Source organism: Streptomyces sp. DSM 40750 (assembly GCF_024612035.1).
Lineage (GTDB): Bacteria > Actinomycetota > Actinomycetes > Streptomycetales > Streptomycetaceae > Streptomyces.
On record NZ_CP102513.1, the window covers coordinates 4,680,773 to 4,705,230 of the forward strand.

At 70.2% G+C, this 24,458-nt stretch carries 15 protein-coding genes; 6 read left to right on the forward strand and 9 right to left on the reverse strand.

The window, feature by feature from the left end; genetic code table 11:
- Positions 1-108: 108 nt before the first annotated feature.
- Together JIX55_RS21045 and JIX55_RS21050 are read left to right on the forward strand one after the other, a co-directional pair.
- Positions 109-1,158, forward strand: a complete 1,050-nt coding sequence (locus JIX55_RS21045) for a serine/threonine-protein kinase (protein WP_257564851.1) — start codon at positions 109-111, stop codon at positions 1,156-1,158.
- A gap of 307 nt (positions 1,159-1,465) precedes the next feature.
- On the forward strand, positions 1,466-3,256 hold the full coding sequence (locus tag JIX55_RS21050; protein ID WP_443046711.1) for a serine/threonine-protein kinase: 1,791 nt from the start codon (positions 1,466-1,468) through the stop codon (positions 3,254-3,256).
- A gap of 62 nt (positions 3,257-3,318) precedes the next feature.
- Here the strand turns inward: JIX55_RS21050 and JIX55_RS21055 are convergent, their stop codons facing one another.
- On the reverse strand, positions 3,319-8,292 hold the full coding sequence (locus JIX55_RS21055) for an NAD-glutamate dehydrogenase (RefSeq protein ID WP_257564853.1): 4,974 nt from the start codon (positions 8,290-8,292) through the stop codon (positions 3,319-3,321).
- Positions 8,293-9,037: 745 nt separating this feature from the next.
- Here JIX55_RS21055 and JIX55_RS21060 point away from each other — a divergent pair.
- Positions 9,038-9,604 (forward strand): DJ-1/PfpI family protein, encoded by a 567-nt coding sequence (locus tag JIX55_RS21060; protein ID WP_257564854.1) that lies wholly within the window; start codon positions 9,038-9,040, stop codon positions 9,602-9,604.
- Between the two features lie 37 nt (positions 9,605-9,641).
- Here JIX55_RS21060 and JIX55_RS21065 read toward each other — a convergent pair whose 3' ends face one another.
- Together JIX55_RS21065 and JIX55_RS21070 are read right to left on the reverse strand one after the other, a co-directional pair.
- Positions 9,642-10,310, reverse strand: coding sequence for an HAD family hydrolase (locus JIX55_RS21065; protein ID WP_257564855.1), 669 nt, complete (start codon positions 10,308-10,310; stop codon positions 9,642-9,644).
- Between the two features lie 409 nt (positions 10,311-10,719).
- Entirely contained in the window at positions 10,720-11,235 is a 516-nt protein-coding gene (locus JIX55_RS21070) for a DUF6912 family protein (RefSeq protein ID WP_257564856.1), read from the reverse strand.
- A gap of 373 nt (positions 11,236-11,608) precedes the next feature.
- On the opposite strand from JIX55_RS21070, the gene JIX55_RS21075 reads away from it, so the two are divergent.
- Positions 11,609-12,124 (forward strand): Rv3235 family protein, encoded by a 516-nt coding sequence (locus tag JIX55_RS21075; protein WP_257564857.1) that lies wholly within the window; start codon positions 11,609-11,611, stop codon positions 12,122-12,124.
- A gap of 311 nt (positions 12,125-12,435) precedes the next feature.
- Here the strand turns inward: JIX55_RS21075 and secA are convergent, their stop codons facing one another.
- On the reverse strand, positions 12,436-15,282 hold the full coding sequence (gene secA, locus JIX55_RS21080) for a preprotein translocase subunit SecA (RefSeq protein WP_257564858.1): 2,847 nt from the start codon (positions 15,280-15,282) through the stop codon (positions 12,436-12,438).
- 289 nt (positions 15,283-15,571) lie between these two features.
- Between secA and JIX55_RS21085 the strand changes: the two genes are divergently transcribed.
- Both JIX55_RS21085 and JIX55_RS21090 read left to right on the forward strand, forming a co-directional pair.
- Positions 15,572-16,141 (forward strand): GNAT family N-acetyltransferase, encoded by a 570-nt coding sequence (locus JIX55_RS21085; protein ID WP_257564859.1) that lies wholly within the window; start codon positions 15,572-15,574, stop codon positions 16,139-16,141.
- Positions 16,142-16,247: 106 nt separating this feature from the next.
- Positions 16,248-17,438 carry a winged helix-turn-helix domain-containing protein gene (locus JIX55_RS21090; RefSeq protein WP_257564860.1) on the forward strand — a complete coding sequence of 397 codons (1,191 nt, stop codon included), beginning with the start codon at positions 16,248-16,250 and terminating at the stop codon, positions 17,436-17,438.
- Between the two features lie 22 nt (positions 17,439-17,460).
- Here the strand turns inward: JIX55_RS21090 and JIX55_RS21095 are convergent, their stop codons facing one another.
- From JIX55_RS21095 to mtrB, 5 genes are all read right to left on the reverse strand, one after another.
- Positions 17,461-18,210 carry a response regulator gene (locus tag JIX55_RS21095; RefSeq protein ID WP_257564861.1) on the reverse strand — a complete coding sequence of 250 codons (750 nt, stop codon included), beginning with the start codon at positions 18,208-18,210 and terminating at the stop codon, positions 17,461-17,463.
- Positions 18,211-18,415: 205 nt separating this feature from the next.
- Entirely contained in the window at positions 18,416-19,108 is a 693-nt protein-coding gene (hpf, locus tag JIX55_RS21100; protein WP_443046483.1) for a ribosome hibernation-promoting factor, HPF/YfiA family, read from the reverse strand.
- A 314-nt stretch (positions 19,109-19,422) separates the two neighbouring features.
- Positions 19,423-20,211, reverse strand: a complete 789-nt coding sequence (locus tag JIX55_RS21105) for a ComF family protein (RefSeq protein WP_257564863.1) — start codon at positions 20,209-20,211, stop codon at positions 19,423-19,425.
- 345 nt (positions 20,212-20,556) lie between these two features.
- Positions 20,557-22,383: an LpqB family beta-propeller domain-containing protein gene (locus tag JIX55_RS21110; RefSeq protein WP_443046484.1), complete on the reverse strand. Its 1,827-nt coding sequence runs from the start codon at positions 22,381-22,383 to the stop codon at positions 20,557-20,559.
- A complete protein-coding gene (mtrB, locus tag JIX55_RS21115) occupies positions 22,373-24,457 on the reverse strand; it encodes an MtrAB system histidine kinase MtrB (protein ID WP_257564864.1) in 2,085 nt (694 codons plus the stop codon). The genes JIX55_RS21110 and mtrB overlap by 11 nt, the downstream gene beginning before the upstream one ends.
- Position 24,458 lies beyond the last annotated feature (1 nt).

The window sequence follows — 24,458 nt, forward strand, 5'->3', positions numbered from 1 at the left end:
GGCCACTTGGGTAGATGTCCCCGAGGGTGCGCGGGTTGCCTCATCCACCACCGGGGGATGCCTGCCGCGATACGCTCCGGAGACAGGCGTGAGCGGAGGGGGCGGTCGATGCGCGGGGTGGTACCTGAGCCGCTGCGGGTGGAGGATCCGCGGGAGATCGCCGGGTATCCGCTGTACGCCCGGATCGGTGAGGGCGGCATGGGCACCGTCTATCTCTCCCGCAGTCGGGGCGGCCAGCCGGTCGCGCTGAAGCTGGTCCGCCCGGAGTACGCCGACAGCCCCGCCTTCCGTGAGCGCTTCGCCCGCGAGGTGGCCGCCGGGCGCCGCGTCTCCGGCTACCACCTGGTGCCGATCGTCGACCACGACGCCGGTGCGGAGCGCCCCTGGCTCGCCACCCACTACGTCCCGGGCATCCCCCTCGACCAGGCCCTGGAGACCCACGGCCCGCTCCCCGTCGCCACCGTCCTCCAACTGCTGGCCTGCGCCGCGTACGCGCTGGACGCGGTGCACACCGCCGGGGTGATCCACCGCGACGTCAAGCCCGCCAACCTGCTGCTCGCCGCGGAGGGGCCCTGGCTGCTCGACTTCGGTATCGCCCGGGCGGCGGGCGCGGCCACCCTCACCACCGCCGGACGCCTGATCGGCACCCCGCGCTACATGTCCCCCGAGCACGCCCTCGGCCGCCGGGTCACCTCCGCGTCCGACGTCTTCGCGCTCGGCCTGATCGCCGCCGTCGCGGCCACCGGCCGGCATCCGTACGGCCGCGGCAACCCCCTCGCCATCGCGACGCGCATCGCCGGCACCGATGTCGCCCCGCCCGCCCTGGACGGCATCGACCGCCCCCTCCTCGACGTCGTACGCCGCTGCCTGACCGCCGACCCCACCGCCCGCCCCTCGGCCGCCGCCATCGCCGAACACTGCGCGGGCGCGGCCCGCCGTGACGTCCGCGACTTCACGTCCTGGCTGCCGGGCCCCGTCGCCACGTCGGTGGCCATCATCGAAACGGCCTTCCGCACGCTCTCCCTCACGGAGGCCCCGACGACCCCGGCCCCACCGCCCCGCCTCTCGGAGGCCCCGACGGCCCGACAGCTACCGGCGACGGCACCGATCACGGTGCGGGACGAGGAGTGGCGGCGCAGGGTCCGCCGGGACCCGTAGGCGCGTCGGCGGGTGCGGGTTGGTGGGGCTTCTCGCGCAGTTCCCGCGCCCCTTCAGCTGTCCCCGTCGGCCCTCGTCGCCCCCGCCTCGCTGTGTCCCAGTACCGCACCCTGTCCCGGCAGTCACACGGAACCGTAACGCCCGACCCAAGTGTCATAAGTGCCGTATAAGCTTCGGACCGCTTCAAGTGCCCAGCCACGGCACAGGAGTTCGGCACCGCACGGGGGAGGCTCCCATTACCACCAGCACTGGCGACATCCTGAGCCCACTGGGGCCTCAGGACCCACGAGAGACCGCCGGCTACCACCTGCAGGCCCGCATCGGCGAGGGCGGCATGGGCACGGTCTATCTGTCGCACACGCGCGGCGGCCAGCCGGTCGCACTGAAGGTCATCCGCCGCGAGTACGGCCAGGACCCCGACTTCCGCCGCCGCTTCGAGCAGGAGGTCCAGGCCGCCCGCCGCGTGCAGGGCTACCACATCGTCCCGGTCGTCGACCACGACACCACCGGCGAACTCCCCTGGCTGGCCTCGGCGTTCATCGCGGGCATCCCCCTGCACGACGCCCTCGTCGCCTTCGGCGCGCTCCCCCTGCCCGCCGTCTTCCAACTGGTCGGCTGCGCGGCCCGCGCCCTGACCTCCATCCACGCGGCCGGCGTCATCCACCGCGACCTCAAGCCCAGCAACATCCTGCTGGGCTCGCAGGGCCCGTACGTCATCGACTTCGGCATCGCCCGCGCCGCCGACGCCACCCAACTCACCCAGTCCGGCGGCCTGATCGGCACCCCGCAGTACATGTCGCCGGAGCACGCCCTCGGCGAGCAGGTCACCCCGGCCACCGACGTCTTCTCGCTCGGCCTGATCGCGGCGGTCGCGGCCACCGGACGCCACCCGTACGGCGACGGCGGCGCCATCACCATCGCCGCGCAGATCGCCAACACCGCCCAGCGGCCGCCGAAACTCGACGGGTACGACGAGCGGTTGCGCCCCCTGCTGGAGCGCTGTCTGACGGCCGAACCGGCCGAGCGCGTCGGCACCGAGGAACTGGCCGCACTCTGCCAGGAGTTGGCCGGCAGGGGCCTCAGCGACTTCACCGGCTGGCTGCCGGAGCCGCTCACCGCCGAGATCGCCCGGCGCGAGCAGTCCGCCCAGACCCCGCCCCCGCCGACGGCACCCCAGCTGCCGTCGGCACCCCCGGTCATGCCCCCGGCCGGCCCCCCGACCACCGCTCCGACGCCTCCCGCGACGCCGCCCCACGACCCGGCGGCCCAGGGCACCACCCAGGGCGTGCCCCAGGCATCCCCGGCGACCGGCTTCGGCCCGGCAGCACAGGGCCCGGCACCGGGCTACGGCTACCCGCCCCCGGCGACCCACACCTACAACCTCACCCCGCAGGCCCCCGGCCCGGCCCCGGCCCCGGCCGCCGCTCCCAAGAAGAGCCGCCGCGGCCTGAAGGCGGCCCTCGTCGCACTGGTCCTCGTCCTCGTGGCCGGCTCGGGCGCGGCCGCCGCGGCGTGGGTGCTGAACAAGAACGACGACGACAAGAGCGACAGCAACACCACGGCCGACGACAAGACCACGACGCCGACCCCGACCCCGACCGAGTCCGGCTCGGGCGGACAGGACACCCAGGACGACGGCGCCGACCCGACCGCGTCCACCACCGACGTCCCCGCGAACGCCACCTATCAGGTGCTCTTCGAGGACAAGACGATGAGCGTGCTGGGCCCCGTCAGCCTGGCGAACACCTATGTGGACCTCGACGTCCCCAAGGTCGACCCGGCCAACTACATGTCCGTCGAGATCCAGGAGTTCTCCGCCAGCTCCACGGATCTCACGTTCATCCGGCCCATGGGCAAGGCGGCCGGCGCGACGCCCGAGGAGTGCCTGGCGGGCGCCGAGCAGAACCCCTTCACCCAGACGCTGAGCGGTGAGTCCATCAACCGGGACGACGCGATCGTCAAGGGCGACCACCTCTGCACGGTCACCGGCGAGGGCAACCTCGCGCTGTGGACGATCACTGACGTCGAGGCCCCCAGCGACCTGGACCGCCTGCCCAACCTCAAGGGCACGATCACGGTCTGGGAGATCGAGCGCTGACGACATGAGACGGGGGCGCCCCAGAGCCATGGGGCGCCCCCGTCGCCGTACCGCCGTATCCGCTACGAGTGGCCGCGCAGCAGCGTCCGCATCGTCCGCATCGCCACCGACAGGTTGGCCAGGTCGAACGCGTCGGAGCCCTGGATGTCCTCCAGGGTCGTGCGGGCCCGGCCCAGCAGCGCCGCGTTCTTCTGCTCCCACACCTTGAAGCGCTGTTCGGGTGTGGAGGTGCCGTTGCCCGCGGACAGGACATCGGCGGTGAGGGAGGCGTGGGCCGCGTACAGGTCCTCGCGGATCGCCGCGCGGGCCATGGACTGCCAGCGGTCGGCGCGCGGCAGCTCGATGATGCGGTCCATGAGCTGGGTGATGCGCAGCCGGTCGGCGAGGTCGTAGTACACCTCGGCGACCTCCATCGGTGTCCGGCCGACCCGGTCGGCGACGGCGACGATGTCGAGCGTGGGGAAGGCCGAGGAGAAGCCCGCGACGCGCGTGGCCAGCTCCTCCGGGACCCCGGCACCCGTCAGCTCGTCGTAGATCTTCTGGTACCACTCCAGGTCCGCGCCGCGCAGCAGCTTCGGCAGCTCGCCCCAGACCAGGTGCACACCCTCCTTGAAGAAGGCGATGGTCCCGCTGAGCTCCAGCGGCTGCGGCCGGTTGTTGAGCAGCCAGCGCGTACCGCGCTCGACGAGGCGGCGGGAGTGCAGCCGGATCCTGGTCTGGACGGCCGCGTCGACCGTGTTGTCCAGGCTCTCGACGCCGTCCCACACCGCGCCCGACCCGAAGATCGCTCGGGACGCGGTCTGCGCCCGGACGATCTCCTCCAGCGAGGCCCCGGTCTCCTCCCGCAGCCGGTGCAGGAAGCTCGTACCGCCCGTGTTGACCGTGTCGTTGACCAGCAGGGTCGTGACGATCTCACGGCTCAGCGGGTGGCTCTCGACATGCTCCGGGAACCGCTCGTGCAGCGCCGTCGGGAAGTACGCGTGCAGCAGCTTGCGCAGATACGGGTCGTCCGGCAGCGAGGTGTGCAGCAGCTCCTCGGCGACCGTGATCTTCGTGTAGGCGAGGAGGACGGCCGTCTCGGGGCCGGTGAGCCCCTGCCCGGTGCTGAGGCGCTCACGGATCTGCCGCTCGGTGGGCAGGAACTCGAGCGCCCGGTCGAGGTGGCCCTCCCTGACCAGGTGGCGCATGAAGCGCTGCTGGGCGTGGAGCATGTCCTTGGACTGGGCGAGGGCGTTGGCGATCGCCGTGTTCTGCGCGTAGTTGTTGCGCAGCACGAGGCGGCCGACCTCGTCGGTCATCTCGGCGAGCAGCTTGTTGCGCTGCTTGACCGTCATGTCGCCTTCCGCGACCACCCCGTTGAGCAGGATCTTGATGTTCACCTCGTGGTCGGAGGTGTCCACGCCCGCGCTGTTGTCGATCGCGTCGGTGTTGACCCGCCCGCCCTTCTGCGCGAACTCGATCCGGCCCAGCTGGGTCAGGCCGAGGTTGCCGCCCTCGCCGACGACCTGGACGCGCAGGTCGGCGCCGTCGACCCGGATCGCGTCGTTGGCCTTGTCCCCGACGTCGGCGTGCGACTCGGTCGAGGACTTGACGTACGTGCCGATGCCGCCGTTCCACAGCAGGTCGACCGGCGCCTTGAGGATGGCCTTCATCAGGTCGGCCGGGGTCATCTTGGAGATCTTGTCCTCGATACCGAGGGCGTCCCGGATGTGGCCGTTGATCGGGATCGCCTTGGCGGTACGCGGGAAGACGCCACCGCCGGTGGAGATCAGACGGGTGTCGTAGTCGGCCCAACTCGACCGGGGCAGCTCGAAGACGCGGCGGCGCTCGGCGTACGAGGTGGCCGCGTCCGGATGCGGGTCGATGAAGATGTGCCGGTGGTCGAAGGCGGCGACGAGCCGGATGTGCTCGCTGAGCAGCATGCCGTTGCCGAACACGTCACCGGACATGTCACCGATGCCGACGACCGTGAAGTCCTCGGCCTGCGTGTTCACCCCCAGCTCCCGGAAGTGCCGCTTCACCGACTCCCAGGCGCCGCGCGCGGTGATGCCCATGCCCTTGTGGTCGTACCCGGCGCTGCCGCCGGAGGCGAAGGCGTCCCCGAGCCAGAAGTTGTAGCTCTCGGCGACCTCGTTGGCGATGTCGGAGAAGGTCGCGGTGCCCTTGTCGGCGGCGACGACGAGATACGTGTCGTCCTCGTCGTGCCGTACGACGTCCGACGGCGGCACGACCTCGCCCGCCACCATGTTGTCGGTGATGTCGAGCAGCGCGGAGATGAAGGTCTTGTAGCTCCGGATACCCTCGGCCAGCCAGGCGTCCCGGTCCACCGACGGATCCGGGAGCTGCTTGGCGACGAAGCCGCCCTTGGCGCCGACCGGCACGATGACGGTGTTCTTGACCATCTGCGCCTTGACCAGGCCCAGGATCTCGGTCCGGAAGTCCTCCCGCCGGTCGGACCAGCGCAGCCCGCCTCGGGCGACCTTCCCGAACCGCAGGTGCACGCCCTCCACACGCGGCGAGTACACCCAGATCTCGTACGCCGGACGCGGCGCGGGCAGGTCGGGGATGACCTGCGGGTCGAACTTCATGGAGACGTAGTCGTGCGGCTTGCCGCCGGCCGCCTCCTGGAAGAAGTTCGTCCGCAGCGTCGCCTTGATGACGGTCAGGAACGACCGCAGGATCCGGTCCTCGTCGAGGCTCGCCACCTGGTCCAGGGCCGCGTCGACCTCTTCGAGCAGCGCGTCCACGATCTCCCGGCCCGCCCGCTGCCGGTCCGGCGACATCCGCGCCTCGAACAGCGACACGAGCAACCGCGTGGTGTGGACGTTGTTGCGGAGGGTGTCCTCCATGTAGTCCTGGCTGAACGTGGACCCGGCCTGCCGCAGGTACTTGGCGTACGCCCGCAGCACCATGGCCTGCCGCCAGGTGAGCCCCGCGCTCAGCACGAGCGCGTTGAACCCGTCGTTCTCGGCCTGCCCGGTCCAGGTGGCGGAGAAGGCCTCCTGCACCCGCTCCCGCGCGTCGTCCCCGGCGTAGTCCACACTGCCGGCCTGCGGCCTGGGCATGCGCAGCCCGAAGTCGTAGATCCACGCCGTCGTCCGGTCCGAGCAGCGCAGCTCGTACGGCCGCTCGTCGATGACCTCGACGCCGATGCGGTTGAGGACGGGCAGCACCGCGGAGAGCGAGACGGAGCCGCCCTTGCGGTAGATCTTGAACCGGCGCTCGTCGGGCGCGGCGCCCACCGGCTCGTACAGGCTGAGCTCGAAGTCCTCGTCCTGTTCGAGCTCTTCGAGACGGACAAGGTCCGCGACGGCCGAGCGGGGGTTGTGGTCGGCCTTGTACCCCTCGGGGATGCCGTTGCCGTACCGGCGCAGCAGTTCCGCGGCCCGCTCCTCGCCGACCTCGGCGTTGAGCGCCTCGGCGAACCCGTCCGACCAGGACCGGGCGGCCTCGACGAGCTTCGCCTCGATGCGGTCCTTGTCGGCGTCGCTGAGGTGCGGCAGCTCGGTGCCCGGCTCGACGCGGACCACGAAGTGCAGCCGGGAGAGGATCGACTCGGTGTTCCAGGCGGTGAAGTCGACGCTGATGCCGCCGAGTTCCTCCTTCAGGATGTCGATGATCCTGAGGCGTACGCCGGTGGTGTAGCGGTCACGCGGCAGGTACACGAGGGCGGAGTAGTAGCGCCCGTACTCGTCCTGGCGGAGGTAGAGCCGCAGCCGCCGGCGCTCCTGCAGATAGAGCACGGAGGTGACGATGGACCGCAGCTCGTCGGGCGGGGTCTGGAACAGCTCGTCGCGCGGGTACGTCTCCAGGATCTGGAGCAGATCGCGCCCGTCGTGGCTGTTGGGTGAGAACCCGGCGCCCTGGAGGACCTCGTCGACCTTGCGGCGGACGACGGGCACCCGGCGCACGGACTCGGTGTAGGCGGCCGAGGAGAACAGTCCGAGGAACCGGCGCTCGCCGACCACGTTCCCCTCGGCGTCGAACTTCTTCACGCCCACGTAGTCGAGGTAGGACGGCCGGTGGACGGTGGCCCGGCTGTTGGCCTTCGTCAGGACGAGGAGCCTGTGCTCACGGGCCTTGGCGCGGGCGTCGGCGGGCAGCCGCTCGAAGGAGGAGCTGACGGGATGCTGGTCGTGCCCGGCGTGGTGCGGGTCGGCGCGCAGGATGCCGAGTCCCGTGCCCGGGACGGCGGCGAGCGAGTCGTCCTGCCGCAGCTCGTACTCGCGGTACCCGAGGAAGGTGAAGTGGTCGTCGGCGAGCCAGCGCAGCAGCTCGCGGGCCTCCTCCACGTCCTGTTCGCGCAGGTCGTCGGCGGTGTGCTCGGCGGGCAGTCCGTCGGCGATACGGACCGCCGCGTCCCGCATCTTCTCCCAGTCCTCGACGGCCTCGCGGACGTCGGACAGGACGCGCAGCAGATCGTTGTTGATCTGCTTCAGGTCCGCCCGGTCGGTCTCGCGGTCGACCTCGACATGGATCCAGGACTCGATGTGCGCGTCGTGCGGCAGCGTCTCACCGGCGGCCACGGCGGCGGACGCCGCGGCGACGGCGGCCGGCTCGGTGATCAGCTCGACCAGCTTGCCGGTGACGTCCCGCCGGACGACGACCTGGGGGTGGATGACGACATGGATGCCGCGCCCCTGCCGTGACAGCTCATTGGTCACGGAGTCGACGAGGAAGGGCATGTCGTCGGTGACGACCTCGACGACGGAGTGGCTGCACGTCCAGCCGTTCTCCTCGACGGTCGGGGTGTGGACCCGCACATTGGCCGTCCCCTGAGGGCGGTTCTCGGCCAGCCGGTAGTGGGAGTAGGCGGCTCCGAAGACGTCGACCGGGTCGCGGCCGCTCAGGTCCTCCGGGGCGGTGTGCAGGTAGTAGCGCTGGAGGAACGCGAGCACGGTGTCGTGGTCCGGGGTGCCGGACGTACTCTCGCTCGTCGTCCCAGTCGGTAGATACCCCCCGACCGGGCTGTTCTCAGCTACCCGGGCGGCCCTCTCGAGCAGCTCGGCCTTGGCTTCGTCCAGCTTGGTCTGCATTGTCCTCTGGCTCCTGTCGCGCGCCGTTGCGTGACGTAGAAGGAAGTACGGTCTCGTCTCCTCCGACGCGCCACCACGACACGGGGTGTCCGGTCTGTTTCGACGCTATGCCGCAGGGTGAGATGAGCGGGGGGTAATCAGCCATTCTCGGTACCCGACAGGGGTGTGACGCTGCTCTCGGCGGCGCCTGACCAGTGGGTGCACCCGGCGTCCCGGGAGCCCTGGTGGCTCCCTCCCGCCCGCGAGGACCAGCGACCGCCGCCCGGACACGGATGTCGTCCGTGTTCACCGGGCGCAGGGCAGGGACGATGACGTCCCCGCGAACTATCGCGCTGATCACGCCACAAGGCTATCTCTCCGGACGGGGGGCCCGTCATGAGCCGTATGTGTACAAAACCGAGGGTCGAACTTTGACGTTCCGCACAGTGCCCATCGCGCACTTTTGAGCTTACCTCCGCGCAACCGAGCCTATACGCGCATCCCGCCGGACCCCGAACCCGCACGCCCCCTTGGCAAACCTTCACCCCGGATGCACGTTGCTCAGGAAGGCCTAGCCTGACGAATGAAGCCCGCAGAACCCCTGGACCGACGCAGGACGCAGGCCCTGGCCCGACGAAGGAAGCCCTGAGAAAAGCCCTGAGAAGCCCTGAGAAGTCCTGAAGCCCTAGCCCGACGAAGGCGGAGGACGCGCCGAAGCCGACCGGCGCCCGACCGCGCCCGCCGCACAGCCGAGGGGAGCCACACCATGACGGCCAAGATCCTGATCGTGACCGGCGACGCGGCGGAGTCACTGGAGGTCCTGTACCCCTACCAGCGCCTTCGCGAGGAGGGCTACGAGGTCCACATCGCCGCCCCCAACCGCAAGAAGCTCCGCTTCGTCGTCCACGACTTCGAACCGGGCTACGACACCTACACCGAGAAGCCCGGCTACACCTGGCCCGCCGACCTGGCCTTCTCCGAGGTCGACCCCGGTCAGTACGCCGCCCTCGTCATCCCCGGCGGCCGGGCCCCGGAGTACCTCCGCAACGACCCGGAGCTCCGCAAGATCCTGAAGTCCTTCTTCGACACCGACAAACCGGTCGCCCAGATCTGCCACGGCCCGCTGCTCACCGCCGCCGTGGACGCCCTCCGCGGCCGCCACGTCACCGCGTATCCCGCCCTGGAACTCGACATGCAGGCCGCCGGGGCGACCTTCCACGACGCCGAGGCCGTCGTCGACGGCACCCTCGTGTCCGCCCGCGTCTGGCCGGACCACTCCCGCTGGATGCGGGAGTTCCTCACGGTGCTGCGGGCGAAGGCGCCCGTGACGTAGAGGCCGGCCGGGCGGAGGTACGCGGGTGCTCCGACCGCTACGCGGCCAGCCGCTCGGCCTCCGCGACGGCCTCCTCCAGGGTGTCCACGACGGACACCCCGACCCCTTCCAGGCTGGCTCGGCTGTGGGACCCCCCGGTGTAGAGCACGGCCTGCGCACCCACGTGCCGCGCGGCGACGGCGTCGTCTGCGGCGTCCCCGATCACGACGGTCCGCGCCGGTTCCACGCCCACGAGCCGGCGCAGATGCCGCACCATGTGCTCGGTCTTGCTGCCCCCGGACGGCCCGGTCCGCCCGTCGACCCGTATGAAGTGCGGCTCGATCCCGAAGCCCCGCACCAGCGGAACCAGCTCCTCATGCACATACATGCTGAGGATCGACTGACTGCGCCCCGCCGAACGCCAGTCCGTGAGCAGCGCCGGCACACCGTCGGTCAGCCCGCACGCGACCCGGTGCTCCGCGTAGTACCGATGAAAGACCACATCCATGGCCTCCCACTCTTCATCCGTAGGCAGCCGCCCGATCAACCGCTCGTAGAACTTCGGTACCGGCACGCAGTACAGCTCCCTGTACCGCTCCAACGTGATCGGCTCGATCCCCAACTCCGCGAACGCCGCGTTCGTCGCCCCGATGATCGCCTCGTTGTCATGGAACAACGTCCCATTCCAGTCCCAGACGATATGCGCCCCGACTCCGTGCTTCCCCATACCGAAAACGTACCCTCCACCACCGACAACGCACCGCGAGCACACATACGCCAACCGCACACGCGCACGAACTCCCGGCTACCTACCCACTGCGGGCGCCACGCCATCAGCACGCTCCTCACCATGCATGACTGCGGGCAGTCGTGCCGCTGGGGCGATGGGGGTACCTCCCGCTCATGGGGGTCCCTCCCGCTCATGGGGGTCCCTCCCGCTCGAGCGAAGTCGAGAGTGGGGGAGAAGTCGAGAGTGGGGGAGAAGTCGAGAGTGGGGGAGAAGCCGAGAGTGGGGAAGGGTGGGCGCAGGGGCACCCGGCAAGCGCCGGTGAACGACACCCCGCCCCGAGCTGAGCCCCAGCGGAGGGCGCCCCGCCTCAGCCCGCGAGGACGCTCCCCCAACCCGCCCAGGACGCTCAGCCCCCCAACCCCACCAGGTTGGGAATCTCCTGCGTCGCGTACCAGAGCAACTCGTGATCGTCCGCCCCGTCCACGATGAACTGCGCGTCGTCATCCCCCTGATCCGCCGCCCCCAACGCATCCGCGGCCTCCCCCACCTCCCCCTCGGCCTCCACCGAGTCGACATGTACAGCCGCCGCCTTGCCCAACGACACCGGCCCAGCCACCCTCACCTCACCCAGCGCCACCGGATCGAGCCCCCGGTCGGGATCGGCGACCGCGTCCCGGTCAGCCACATCCACCGCCACGACAACCCGCCGCCGAGCAGCCCCCGGATCCCCCGCCACCAACCGCAACGACGCGAGCGCCGCCCGGTTCAACGCCGCGTACTCCAACTCCTCGATGTCGTCGGACAGATACCACTCCCGCAACGCCGGCGTGACGGCGTACGCGACGAACGCCCCTTCCCCCAACTCACCCGTCTTGTACGCCTCGGCGAGCCCGGGAAGGGTCAGGGGGACGTAGACGCGCATGGCAGGCCGCTTTCGTAGTCGTGGTCGCTGATCTCGGAGCGTTGCGGAGGATCGCCGCGGGGGTCCCACCGCAGAGGTCGTTCCAGAGGTTCTCGTGAAGCCTCCGGACGGCCTTCAGGATACGTGCGGGCGTCCCCTTTCGAGCCCCCACCCAACCCCGCGGACGCGTCCACCCCAGGCCCGCCACTCACCCGGTGCGCCCCCGCCCCGCCGGGCCCGAACCCCCACCCCATCACCCTGATAGGTGAACATTTCGCGACCTCCGCCGGACGCCGCCCTTCCTTGCGACGGCACCCTCCCACCTCGTACAAGATCCCCACCACAAAGTTACCGACCGGTATACAGCGGCCTCACCGACGAACGGGGATCTCCGATGAACAAGGTCATGACCAGGACCAAGCGCAAGCCCGGCACCCGCCCGCCCGTCCGCCACGACACCCGCCGCCCGGGCCGCACCCCCGCCCGCACGACCCCAGGAGGCGGCCACCCCTCAACGGCCCAGTCCCCAGCACTCGCGACCCCGCCCCTCTCCAGGCCGGTCCCCCAACCCCGCCCCACCGACCACTTCGCCGACCTCCTCCTCGCCGTACTGAGCGGCCGCCGCCCGGTCCACAGCATGCTGCGCCACACCGCGGGCCGGGCCTACGACGAACTGGCCTGGCTGGCCGAACGAGGCCCCCTGCGCACCACCCACGGCGCACACCCCGTCGTCCGCGACATCGGCTACTACGTCGCCGCCCCGGGCGCCCTGGAGGTCTTCGCCCGCATCGGCGCGGGTGAACAACTCCGTGCCATGGCCTTCCGCCTGGAGCACGGCCCCGACCACCGCTGGCGCTGCACAGCGGTGGAACTCGGCGGCCCGAGGCTCCCCCACCCGGACGACGACTGAGCCGCAGCCCACACCTGAACCATCCGCGCGTGACCGCACCGCCGACGCCCCTCAAGCACCCGCACACGGCCGCGCCCCCCACACACCACCACAGGGCCACACCCCCACACGGCACACGGCCGCCACACGGCCTGACTGCCGTAAGCCACCCGACCCCCGCCGTACGAGCCTGAACCCTCGTACGGCCTGCCCCCCACCCGAGACACACGAAGGGCCGGGCACCCGAAGATGCCCGGCCCTTCAAAGCCTCACGGACCGCTGCTCACGGCCCGCTGCTCACCGCTCACGGCTCGCCCCTCGCGGAGCGACCCTCACTTCTTGCGGCGGCGGCTGGTCTTGCCCTGCTGCTTGCGGCGCTCCGCGCGGGTGAGGCCGTCGGCCTCGGAGCGGACGGGCTCGTCCTCGGGGAGGTCGCCCTCGACGATGCCGCCCTCACCGTCGACGGTCGGCGCGGAGAAGTGCAGCCGGTCACGGCGCTGCGGGGCCTCCAGGCCCTTCGCACGGATCTCCGGCCGGGACGCACCCGCCTGGGCCGGCACCGCGTCGGTCTTCTCCAGCGACGGCTTCTCGTCCTCGACCGGGACCTCCTCGACCTGCTGCTCGACCTGGACCTCCAGGTTGAACAGATAGCCGACGGACTCCTCCTTGATGCCCTCCATCATGGCCTGGAACATGTCGAAGCCCTCGCGCTGGTACTCGACCAGCGGGTCCTTCTGGGCCATCGCGCGCAGGCCGATGCCCTCCTGGAGGTAGTCCATCTCGTAGAGGTGCTCACGCCACTTGCGGTCCAGCACGGAGAGGACGACCCGGCGCTCCAGCTCACGCATGATCTCGGAGCCGAGCTGCGCCTCACGCGCCTCGTACTGCTCGTGGATGTCGTCCTTGATGGACTCGGCGATGAACTCGGGGGTCAGCCCGGCCCGGTCGCCGGCCGCCTCCTCCAGCTCGTCGACGGTGACCTTCACCGGGTAGAGCTGCTTGAAGGCGCCCCACAGCCGGTCGAGGTCCCACTCCTCGGCGAAGCCCTCGGCGGTCTCGGCGGTGATGTACGCGTCGATCGTGTCGCCCATGAAGTGCAGGATCTGCTCCTGCAGGTCCTCGCCCTCCAGGACGCGGCGCCGCTCGCCGTAGATGACCTCGCGCTGCCGGTTGAGGACCTCGTCGTACTTGAGGACGTTCTTCCGGGTCTCGAAGTTCTGCTGCTCGACCTGCGACTGGGCGGAGGCGATCGCGCGGGTGACCATCTTGTTCTCGATCGGGACGTCGTCCGGCACGTTGGCCATGGACATCACGCGCTCGACCATCTGGGCCTTGAAGAGCCTCATCAGGTCGTCGCCCAGCGACAGATAGAAGCGGGACTCGCCCGGGTCTCCCTGACGGCCGGAACGACCGCGCAGCTGGTTGTCGATACGGCGGGACTCGTGCCGCTCGGTGCCGAGGACGTAGAGCCCGCCGAGATCCTTGACCTCCTCGAACTCCGCCTTGACCGCGTCCTCGGCCTTCGCGAGGGCCTCGGGCAGGGCGTGGGCCCACTCCTCGATGTGCTCCTCGGGGTCGAGCCCGCGCTGGCGCAGCTCGGCCTCGGCGAGGTCCTCGGGGTTGCCGCCGAGCTTGATGTCCGTACCACGACCGGCCATGTTCGTGGCGACGGTCACGGCGCCCTTGCGGCCGGCCTGGGCGACGATCGTCGCCTCCCGGTCGTGCTGCTTGGCGTTGAGCACCTCGTGCTGGACGCCGCGCTTGCTCAGCTGCTGGGACAGGTACTCGGACTTCTCGACCGACGTCGTACCGACGAGGATCGGCTGGCCCTTCTCGTGCTTCTCGACGATGTCGTCGACGACCGCCTCGAACTTCGCGACCTCGGTGCGGTAGATCAGGTCCGACTGGTCCTTGCGGACCATCGGCCGGTTGGTCGGGATCGGGACGACGCCGAGCTTGTAGATCTGGTGGAACTCCGCGGCCTCGGTCATCGCCGTACCGGTCATGCCGCAGAGGCCGGCCAGTTCCTTGCCGGAGTGGTCGTGACGCTTGTAGAGGCGGAAGAAGTTCTGCAGGGTGATCGTGGCGAGCGTCTGGTTCTCGTCCTTGATGTCCACCCCTTCCTTCGCCTCGATCGCCTGGTGCATGCCCTCGTTGTAGCGGCGGCCGGCGAGGATACGGCCGGTGTGCTCGTCGACGATCATGACTTCGCCGTCCATGACGACGTAGTCCTTGTCCTTCTTGAAGAGCTCCTTGGCCTTGATGGCGTTGTTCAGGTAGCCCACCAGAGGCGTGTTCACCGACTCGTAGAGGTTGTCGATGCCCAGCCAGTCCTCGACCTTGGAGACGCCGGACTCGTGGATGGCGACGGTGCGCTTCTTCTCGTCGACCTCGTAGTCGCCGGTCTCCTCGATGCCCTTGAGTTGGTTGCCGGGCTCGCCCTTCTTCAGGCGCGTGACCAGCTTGGCGAAGTCGCCGTACCACTTGGTGGCCTGGTCGGCCGGGCCGGAGATGATCAGCGGCGTACGGGCCTCGTCGACGAGGATGGAGTCGACCTCGTCGACGATCGCGAAGTTGTGGCCGCGCTGGACGAGTTCGTCCTTGGCCCATGCCATGTTGTCGCGGAGGTAGTCGAAGCCGAACTCGTTGTTCGTGCCGTAGGTGATGTCGCAGTTGTACTGCTCGCGGCGCTGGGCCGGCGTCATGTTGGCGAGGATGCAGCCGACGCTCAGACCCAGGAACTTGTGGACGCGGCCCATCATCTCGGAGTCGCGCTCGGCCAGGTAGTCGTTGACCGTGATCAGGTGGACGCCTTCACCGGACAGCGCGTTCAGATACGCGGGCAGCGTGCCGACGAGGGTCTTGCCCTCACCGGTCTTCATCTCGGCGACATAGCCGAGGTGGAGGGCGGCGCCGCCCATGATCTGCACGTCGTAGTGGCGCTGGCCGAGGGCGCGCTTGGCGCCCTCGCGCACGGTGGCGAACGCCTCGGGGAGCAGATCGTCGAGGGTCTCGCCGTCGGCGTACCGCTGCTTGTACTCCTCGGTCAGGGCGCGCAGCTCGGCGTCGGAGAGGTCGACGAAGTCCTCTTCGATGGAGTTGACCTGGTCCGCGATGCGGTGCAGCTTGCGCAGGATTTTGCCTTCGCCTGCACGCATGATCTTCGAGAGGACGGACACGGGGGTTTGTCTCCTTGCCGGTCGGGCCTGGGACGGTCGGTTTCAATGACAGTTGGCAGTTTTAAATCACAGCTTGAGCAACGGCCATCGTAAGCGAGGACCCCGCCGTGCCGGGAGGTCTGTCAGTGACAGCCACTAGGACAACGGGCGGCCGATGCGGATGGTGCCGCGTTCCGTCCACGAAACACGCGAATTGTGACCGTCTCCTCACACATCGCGCCCCTGGGCCGTCCACAGAACAGCCTCACATGGGATGGCGTCCTTCGGTTCCGCCGAGCAGAATCGCCCGATGGACCCCGTCACCCTGACCACCGCGCGCCTGCTGCTGCGCACCGTGGACCGGCACGACACCGACACGGTGTACGCGGCTGCGCAGGACCCGGACATCCAGCGCTGGACCACGATCCCCTCGCCGTATCTGCGTGAACACGCGGAGGGTTTCGTCGAGCAGGCCGTTCCCGAGGGCTGGGCCAACGCCTCCATGTTCACCTTCGGCCTCTTCCTCCCCGCCGGGGAGCTGGTGGGCATGCTCGGCGTCACCATGCGGTCCCTGGGCACCGGCGAGATCGGTTTCTGGGCCACCAAGGAGCACCGCCGCAACGGCTACATCACCGAGGCCACCCGCGCCGCCGCCCACTGGTCCTTCACCACCCTCGCCCTCGACCGCCTCGAATGGCGCGCCGAGGTGGGCAACACCGCCTCCCGAGCCGTAGCCGAACACACCGGCTTCACCCTCGAAGGCACCCTCCGAGCCGCCCTCACCAACAACGGAGTACGCCGCGACTGCTGGCTGGGCTCCTTGCTCCCGTCGGACCTGGGGCTGCCCTCTGCGACGCCGTATCTGCCTGCACCGGGATGACCCGGCCCGTCCGAACCATCCAGCCCGTCCGGCGTTCGCGGAAAACCCCCTCCCCCACCCAGCAGCTCATCTTCCGCTGTCAGTACCCTCCCCTACCCTGCGGAGCATGACCTCCCTCCCGCGCCCCACCACAGAACTCACCGCAGACGAGGCCCGCCGAATCGCCCTCCGGGCCCAGGGCTTCCTCGGCGCCCCGGACCGCAGATCCGGCGTCCGCGGCGTCCTGCGACACCTGGGCGCGGTCCAACTCGACACGATCTCCGTCCTCGCCCGCTCCCACGAACTCATCCCGTACGCCCGCCTCGGCGCCATAGGCCGCACCACGGTCGACAAGGCGTACTGGACGGCTGCGTCCACGGGCGCGCCTCCGTCACGACCCCACGCCTTCGAGTACTGGTCCCACGCCGCCTGCATCCTCCCCATCGAGGAGTGGCCCCACTTCGCCTTCCGCCGCCGCGCCTACCGGGCCCGCCCCCTCTGGAACCACCAACTCCCGGACGGCGCCTACGACCGCGTCATCAAGCAGCTCCGCGCCGAGGGCCCCCTCACCGCCACCGAACTGGGCGGAGCCAAACGCACCAGCGAGTGGTGGGACTGGTCCGGCGAGAAGGTCGCCGTCGAACGCGCCCTGATGTACGGCGAGGTGGTCTGCGTGGAGCGCCGCGGCTGGAAGCGGGTGTACGACCTGGCCGAGCGTGCCGTCCCCGACACATTGCTGCACGACGAGCTGGACGACACGGAGTGCCTACGCCGCCTGGTCCGCCTGGCCGGCGAGGCCCTCGGCGTCGGCACCCGCGCGGACATCGCCGACTACCACCGACTCAAGGGCGAGCAGTTCGACGCGGTGGTCGCCGACTCCGGCCTGGTCCCGGTGACGGTGCAGGGCTGGGCCAAGCCCGCCTGGGCCGACCCGGCAGCCCTGGCAACACCCCCGCGCGGCCGCCACCGCACCACGCTCCTGTCCCCGTTCGACTCCCTGGTCTGGGAACGGGCCCGCACGGAACGCCTCTTCGGCTTCACCCACCGCCTGGAGGCCTACGTCCCCAAGCCGAAGCGCGTCTACGGCTACTTCGCGATGCCGGTCCTGTCCGGCGGCCACCTGGTCGGCCGGGTCGACCCCGCCCGCGACGGCCGCACCCTGGTCGCCAAACAGGTCACCCTCAACGGCCCCAAGGCGGTCCCGGCGGTCGCCCAGGCCCTCCTGGAGGCCGCGACCTGGGTGGACTGCACGGACGTACGCGTGGAACGCGTGGACGCCCCGGAGCTACGCGAGCCCCTGGTCCGCGCCCTGACGTGACCTCGCGGCCCAACGACCGGACCTAACGAATCTCGAGGATCTTCTCCCGCATCGCGTACACCACGGCCTCCATCCTGGAGTGCAGCTGAAGCTTCTCCAGGATGTTGCGCACATGGTTCTTCACGGTGTTCTCGGAAATGAACAGCTCCTTGGCGATGTCCCGGTTGTTCATCCCGGTCGCCACGAGCTTGAGCACCTCCAGTTCCCGGTCCGTGAGCCGCGGCGCCGGGACGAGACGCCGCTCGTCGGTCCGCTGAATCATGGATTTGAACTCGGTGAGCAGCTTCGACGCCATCGAGGGACTGATCTGCGACTGTCCGTCGGCGACCGCGCGAATGGCCGTGGCCACTTCGTCCGTGGAGATCTCCTTGAGGAGATATCCGGTGGCCCCCGCCTTGATCGCGTCGTAGAGGTCGGCCTCCTCATCGCTGATCGTCAGCATGATGATCTTCGCGCTGGGGGCCACCTCCTTGATGGAGGTGCATGCCTCGATACCGCCGCGCTTGGGCATCCGTACGTCCATCAGCACGATGTCGGGCAGCAGATCCGCGGCCTTGTCGACCGCCTCCGCCCCGTCACCGGCCTCACCGACGACCTGGATGTCCTCCTCGGCGGCGAGCACGATCTCCAGTCCGCGGCGGAAGAGCGCGTGATCGTCCACGACGAGGACCCGGATCGGCTCCTTACCCGGGGAGCCCGCGGCGGGGCCCATGCCGACGGAGCCTTCGTCGGCATCCTCGTCACGCATCGGTCCAAAACTGCTGTCCGCCATCGTTCCTCCCCCTGAAGGCCGTGGCCTGTGTTTCTGTGCCATCGCCAAACCAAGGCAACGGCCCGCCGGTTGGGGCCGGTTCGGCCATGATTTCATGCCCGGCCGACACTGCGGTGACAGAGCGGGCCACGAGGGGTCGCACACCGGTGCCCCTGGGGGCGCACGAGCGCTCCAGGGGCACCGGCTCAGCTGTCACCCGGCGCGGTCAGCCGCCGAGCGCGCCGCCCGCGGCGTCCGAATGCGCCTGGGCGACCATCGGGTCCGTGCTGAGGTGGATGACGCCGTAGTCGTAGGCGTGCCGCCGGTAGACGACACTCGGTTCCTTGGTCTCGGAGTCGACGAACAGGTAGAAGTCGTGCCCGACCAGCTCCATCTCGTAGAGAGCCTGGTCGAGCGTCATCGGGGAGGCGACGTGGGTCTTCTCGCGGACGATGAGAGGGCCTTCGCCCTTCACTTCCAGCGAGCCGATCCTCTTGGTGGGCACGCCGTCCGGCTTCTCCTCGTCGGCGACGTATCCGTTGCCGTTGAGCGTCGCCACACCGGGGACGTGGTCGGCGACCTCCGCGGCCGTGAGCCTGCGCGCGCCTCGGCGCGTGTAACGCTTGTCGTGCTGCTTGCGCAGCCGGGCCTCGAGCTTGTCCGCCGCCAGGTCGAGCGCCGCATACGGATCACTTGCCGCGGCCTCCGCCCGGATCACCGGTCCGCGGGAGTGGAGCGTGATCTCCACCCGGTCACTGCGGTCGGCCTGTCGGGGGTTGGGCTCCTTGGACACCTCGACGTCGAGGCTGATCACCTTGCCGTCGAGCTTCTGGATCTTCTCCAGCTTCAGCTTCTCGGCCACGTGCTTGCGGAACCGCTCGGGCACCTCGGTCTTGCGGCCCTTGACGACGATGTCCACGCAGAACTCCGTTCCCGGATCGCTCCGCTCCACTGGCGGAGCATCTCCCTTGTGCACCAGGTTCCGGTGTCTCCCGGAACCGCGGACTCGGTGACTTCCACCTCCTCCTCCCCCGTGGACAAGATCTCCACCCCACCGGCGCGGGTGATTCGGAAAACCCGCAGCACAGCATTCGGATATGTCGTGGACGGCCGGGGCCATTCCCTCACAACCGAACATATCTCGCTCGGGCGGATGTCGTCACCCTCTACCGAGGCGTACCTCCGTTCAGGTGAATTGACCCTCTCATTACCTGCAACGATGCAAGTTCTCTGTCAGTTCCGGTTTATTTGGAAAGAGTCGGGCGGCGCGGCGACCACCGCCGCGCGGATCCCGTCTCCGACTCCGTCCGCCGTTCCCGTTACGCCTTGTGTTCGCACGACCTCCTTTGCCGTTCGCCCCGCGTCGTACTCCCCCGGAGCCACCCCCCGCCCGGCCCGGGCCACCCGCACCGCCCGTGCCGCCTCCGCGAGCGAGGCACCGGTCGTCATCAGGTCGTCCACGAGCACGACCGGGCCTCCACCCAGCAGCCGGGTACCCCCGGCAACCACCTCCAGGGCACCCGCGAGGTTGTCCAGCCGCTGCCGGGAGTCCAGCCCCGACTGATCGGCCACGGCACGCCGCTGCCGCAGTACCCCGAGCACCCTGGCCGGCGTCCCGGTACGCCGCAGCTCCCCGGCGGCCGCGAGCGCGATCCGCCGCGCCGGGTCGTGCCCGCGCGCCCGTACCGCCCGCCGCGCGGACGGCACCGGAACCAGCAGCACCGGCCCGCCGCCACCGCCCTCCCGTACGGCCCCTGCCAAGGCCGTGCCGAGCGGTCCGGCGAGCGCCAGCGCACCCCGTTCCTTGTGCGCGAGCAGCGCGGCCCGCACCGCGTCCTCGTACGGAGCCGCCGCATGCACCACGGGCAAACCCGACGGCTCCGGCACCGGTCGCACCCGGCACGGCGCGTCTCCGGTCAGAGCCGCACGGCACTCCGGGCAGAGCACCGCGCGAGGCCTACCGCAGCCTCCGCACTCGGCCGGCAGCACCAGATCCGTGAGGTCCTGCCACCACCCCCGCATGCCCACCACTGTGCCAACGCATGCGACGCCCTGCCACCCCTGTGGACAACCGCCTGTGGACAACTCACCGAAACCACAGAGGGTTGTCACCCACCCGAGCGACGGGCGCCTGAAGAAGATCGAGTGCCTTCAGAAAAGGCCGTGTCCCGTCAGAAAAGGACCGGGCGCCGTCACAAATGGGCGCACGCCACACGCTCCGCCGCGTGTCGACGACGGCCGGAACCACGGGCGTCACCGAACCGGGGCGCCACCGAACCAAGGCCGCCCGGAAGCCTCTCGTGTACAGCCCTGCGGGGCCCTCCCCCGGACACACCGCACAAGCGGAGAGACGGCCCGCCCTGGACCTCACCCCGGATAGACCGGAGCCGTCCCCTCCTTGACCACCGTCTGCCACTGCTCCCCCGGAGACAGCCGGACGATCCCGTCGGCCGAGTGCGCGACCAATGGCTGGCTCTCGTCCTCGGACGCGGCGATCTCCTCCACGCCGGTGAGCGCGGAAGGCCCGGCACCCGGCGTCGGGGAACCGTCGACCCGGACGTACCGCATCTGCTGCACACCGCCGGGTTCGCGCCCCACGACCACGAGTTGGCTGTCGCCGGCCCACGACATGGCGGTGACATCCTCCAGGTCCGGTGTCACGGACCGCAGTTCGACGATCGAGACGGTGGTGCCGTCCGCGTCGGCGTCGCGCTCGATACGGCCGATGTACAGCGCCCGCTCGCCCTCGTCCTCCAGGATCAGCGCGACCCGTACCCCGTCAGCGGCCACACGCACCGCCTCGACGCGCCCGTTGAGCCCGGGCGACCTGACCTCCAACGGCTCCCCCATGCCGTCCGCCAGCACCAGCAGACGGGGGTTCTTGGGGTCGCGGTCGGCCACCCACAGGTCGCCCCGCCCGTCCCAACTGGGCGTCGTCAGCCGGTCCTTCGCGGTGGCGCCCGAGCTGCGCAGCACCGGATCGCCGAGCGCGCCGCCCGCCGTCAGCGGCGACACATACAGCTCGCTCCCGTCGAGCGACACCCCGGCGGCCCGGTCCTCACCGCGTGACACGGCGGCGGACCGCAGCTGCTTCTCCCCCTCGCCGAGCGCGCCGGGAACGGCCGTCGGCGTGGTCACCGTGTTCCGCTCGGGCAGTCGTACGAGCTTGTGCTCGCCGTCGATGAAGTACTCGTACTCCGCGCTCTTGCCGAAACCGTGCGAGGCGATGATGTCTGCCTGGCCCTCACCGAGCACGCACAACTGCGCGCCGGTCGAGCCCTGCAGCTCCACCTCGTCCACGCCCGTCGGCATGTAGTCCTGGAGCGTGAAGAGGAGTTGGGCGGCCATCTCCTCGCATCGGCTCTCCGAGACGCGGTCGGCCTTCTTGTTCAACGGCACGACCAGCGTGTTCTGGTCGTCCGGCGTCAGCGCCCCGGTGCCCTTCCGCAGGGCCGTCCCGGAGGGGAAGCTCGTCCTCGCGACCGGGTTGAGCCAACTGGTGGGCCCCTTCAGCAGGTCCCGGACCACCTGGGTCACCGGGTCGACCTGGCTGCGCACATAGACCGGGTCGGCGACCGTCCCCGGCTCACCGGACTGCGCCGCGGAGGTGAAGTAGTACTTGTTGATCGACTTGTAGTTGCGCTCGAAGTCCGACCTCCCGAGCACCACGCCCGGCGGCAGCTGGTCGATGCGCCACTGCTGGGTGTCCTTCACGCGCGTGAGGTGCACGGTCCGGCGGTACTCGCCGCTGGTGGGCGTGTACGCGTGCTGCCCGTCCACCAGGGCGACCTTCTTGCCGGACAGCTCGTACCGGTACTCGTCGGCCTGCGGCCGCTCCCCCGTGACCTGGGTGTAGGGGGTGGGTGCCTCGGCGAGGACCGTGGTCGACTCGCCCGGCTTCCAGTCCTTGAGCGCGTCGCCGGTCAGGTATTTGCGTGCCGTCTCGTAGTTCAGGTCGTCGCTGGTCAGGGCCTCCAGGAAGCCCTGCACGATCTCCCGCGGCTCGGCGTCCTCCGCGGGCGGCAGGGCGAAGACCCGCACCTGGGCGTCCTGCCTCGGGGTGGACTCGACATCACGCATGTCACCGCTGTCCGGCATCGAGGCACACCCCGCCAGCAGTACGGCACCGATGCCGACGTATGCCGTCGCCCACATCGGACGCCCACGGCCGCGTTTCCCGCGGTCAGCGCCCACGGAATGCCTCCCCCTGCTCGTACTGCTGCTCCGCGCCGCTCTCCGACGGCCTCTGCTCGGTCTGCCCCGCGTCTTCGGACCTCCGCTCGGGCGAGGCCGAGGACGGTGTCGTGGGCGGCATAGCCGGCCGGGGCACCACACGCGCGCCGCTGCCGGGGAGCGCCGTCGGGTCGGCCGTGGGCATCTGCCCGGCACCCGGCCGTGGCCCTATGGCCGCCCTCGCCGCCCCGTGCTCACCGGCCTGGACCGGCACCGTGGCGAGCTTGCCGCTGCCGCCGAGCGGCAGACCGGCGTCATTGAGCCCACGGTTTCGCCGGGAGTCCTTCGGTTCCAGAGGTATCGGCGACCCTCGCAGCGGCTCGTCCGCCGTCCGCGGCAGGGTGAGCCGGAACTGCGAACCACCGCCCGGCTCGCCCCACGCCTGCAGCCAGCCGCCGTGCAGCCGCGCGTCCTCCAGGGCGATCGACAGCCCCAGTCCCGTACCGCCGGTGGTACGCGCGCGTGCCGGGTCGGCCCGCCAGAAACGGCTGAACACCCGGGTCGCCTCGCCCGGCTTGAGCCCCACGCCGTAGTCGCGCACCGCGACCGCGACCGCGCCGCCCGCCGCCGCGAGCTTGACCACGACGTCCTTGCCCTCGCCGTGCTCCACCGCGTTGACCACCAGGTTGCGCAGCACCCGCTCCACGCGCCGGGCGTCGGCCTCGGCGACGACGGGCTGCTGATCCCCCAGGACCCGTATCTGCGTCCCCTTGCGCTCGGCGAGCGGCTCGGCCCCGCTGACGACCTTCCGCACAACCTCGCGCAGGTCTATCGGCTCGGCCTCCAGGGCCGCCGCGCCCGCGTCGAACCGGCTGATCTCCAGCAGGTCCGCGAGCAACGACTCGAACCGGTCCAGCTGATCGGCGAGCAACTCGGCCGACCGCGCGGTCACCGGGTCGAAGTCCACGCGCGCGTCATGAATGACGTCCGCCGCCATCCGTACGGTCGTCAGCGGCGTACGCAGCTCGTGCGAGACATCGGAGACGAACCGCCGCTGCATCCGCGACAGGTCCTCCAGCTGCTGGATCTTCAGCTGCAGGTTCTGCGCCATCTTGTTGAAGGCCTCGCCGAGCCGCGCGATGTCGTCCTCGCCGCTGACCTTCATACGCTCCTGCAGGCGCCCGGCGGAGAGCCGCTCGGCGATCCCGGCCGCCATCCGCACGGGCGTGACGACCTGCCGCACCACGAGCCAGGCGATGGCCCCGAGCAGCACGACGACGAACAGTCCGGCCGTCGCCAGCGTCCCCTTGACCAGGCTGAGGGACTTCTCCTCCTGGGTGAGCGGGAAGAGGTAGTACAGCTGGTACGGGGCGCTGTTGGGGTCGCTGACCTGCTTGCCGATGATCAGCCCCGGCTGGGGCTCCTGACCGTTGTCGTAGTAGATCCGCGTATAGCTCTGGACGGCACCGGTGCCGTCGTCGACCCGCTCGCGCAGCTCCACGGGCACGCTGAGGTCCCATTTCACGCCCCCGGAGACACGCGGTCCGAGGCCCCCGGTGTCGCCGTCGGCGGAGGCGGGGCTGAGCGTCACGACGTCGAACGCGCCCTGGCCGCCGCTGGAGAGCGAATTCACCAGGGTGGTCATCCACTCGACAACGTTCTGCACTCGGTCGCCGTCCGGCTCCACGCTGTCGTTCCCGGCCGCGCTCGCCTCGCTGTCCGCCTTCTGCTCGGCGACCGTGAAGCCGCCGGTGGCCTGGCTCTGCGAGGCCTTGACCTTGGCGTCCAGCAGTCCATTACGGACCTGCCCGATGACGACGAAGCCCAGCAGCAGCACAACGCTGAGCGACATCAGCAGGGTCGTCACGACGATCCTGAGCTGGATATTGCGCCGCCACAGCCGCATCACGGGCAGCAATGGACGGCGCACCCAGCGCATGAACAACCTCAGAACCGGGCTGCCCTGGACTCCACCCTGCAGCAAACCGCCCGCAAGGAGACGCCCCCAGCGGGAACCCGAGGACTTCCGGCCGACAGGCCGCTCCGCGCGGGTCCCCGGCTGGCCGGGCGCCGAAGCGGCACTGTCACCGGACATG

What these genes read in the sequence shown, in the direction of transcription:
- JIX55_RS21045 (WP_257564851.1), top strand. Translation starts at nt 109, where the DNA reads ATGCGCGGGGTGGTACCTGAGCCGCTGCGGGTGGAGGATCCGCGGGAG.
- JIX55_RS21055 (WP_257564853.1), bottom strand. Translation starts at nt 8,292, where the DNA reads ATGCAGACCAAGCTGGACGAAGCCAAGGCCGAGCTGCTCGAGAGGGCC.
- JIX55_RS21060 (WP_257564854.1), top strand. Translation starts at nt 9,038, where the DNA reads ATGACGGCCAAGATCCTGATCGTGACCGGCGACGCGGCGGAGTCACTG.
- JIX55_RS21065 (WP_257564855.1), bottom strand. Translation starts at nt 10,310, where the DNA reads ATGGGGAAGCACGGAGTCGGGGCGCATATCGTCTGGGACTGGAATGGG.
- JIX55_RS21070 (WP_257564856.1), bottom strand. Translation starts at nt 11,235, where the DNA reads ATGCGCGTCTACGTCCCCCTGACCCTTCCCGGGCTCGCCGAGGCGTAC.
- JIX55_RS21075 (WP_257564857.1), top strand. Translation starts at nt 11,609, where the DNA reads ATGAACAAGGTCATGACCAGGACCAAGCGCAAGCCCGGCACCCGCCCG.
- JIX55_RS21085 (WP_257564859.1), top strand. Translation starts at nt 15,572, where the DNA reads ATGGACCCCGTCACCCTGACCACCGCGCGCCTGCTGCTGCGCACCGTG.
- JIX55_RS21090 (WP_257564860.1), top strand. Translation starts at nt 16,248, where the DNA reads ATGACCTCCCTCCCGCGCCCCACCACAGAACTCACCGCAGACGAGGCC.
- JIX55_RS21095 (WP_257564861.1), bottom strand. Translation starts at nt 18,210, where the DNA reads ATGGCGGACAGCAGTTTTGGACCGATGCGTGACGAGGATGCCGACGAA.
- JIX55_RS21105 (WP_257564863.1), bottom strand. Translation starts at nt 20,211, where the DNA reads ATGCGGGGGTGGTGGCAGGACCTCACGGATCTGGTGCTGCCGGCCGAG.
- mtrB (WP_257564864.1), bottom strand. Translation starts at nt 24,457, where the DNA reads ATGTCCGGTGACAGTGCCGCTTCGGCGCCCGGCCAGCCGGGGACCCGC.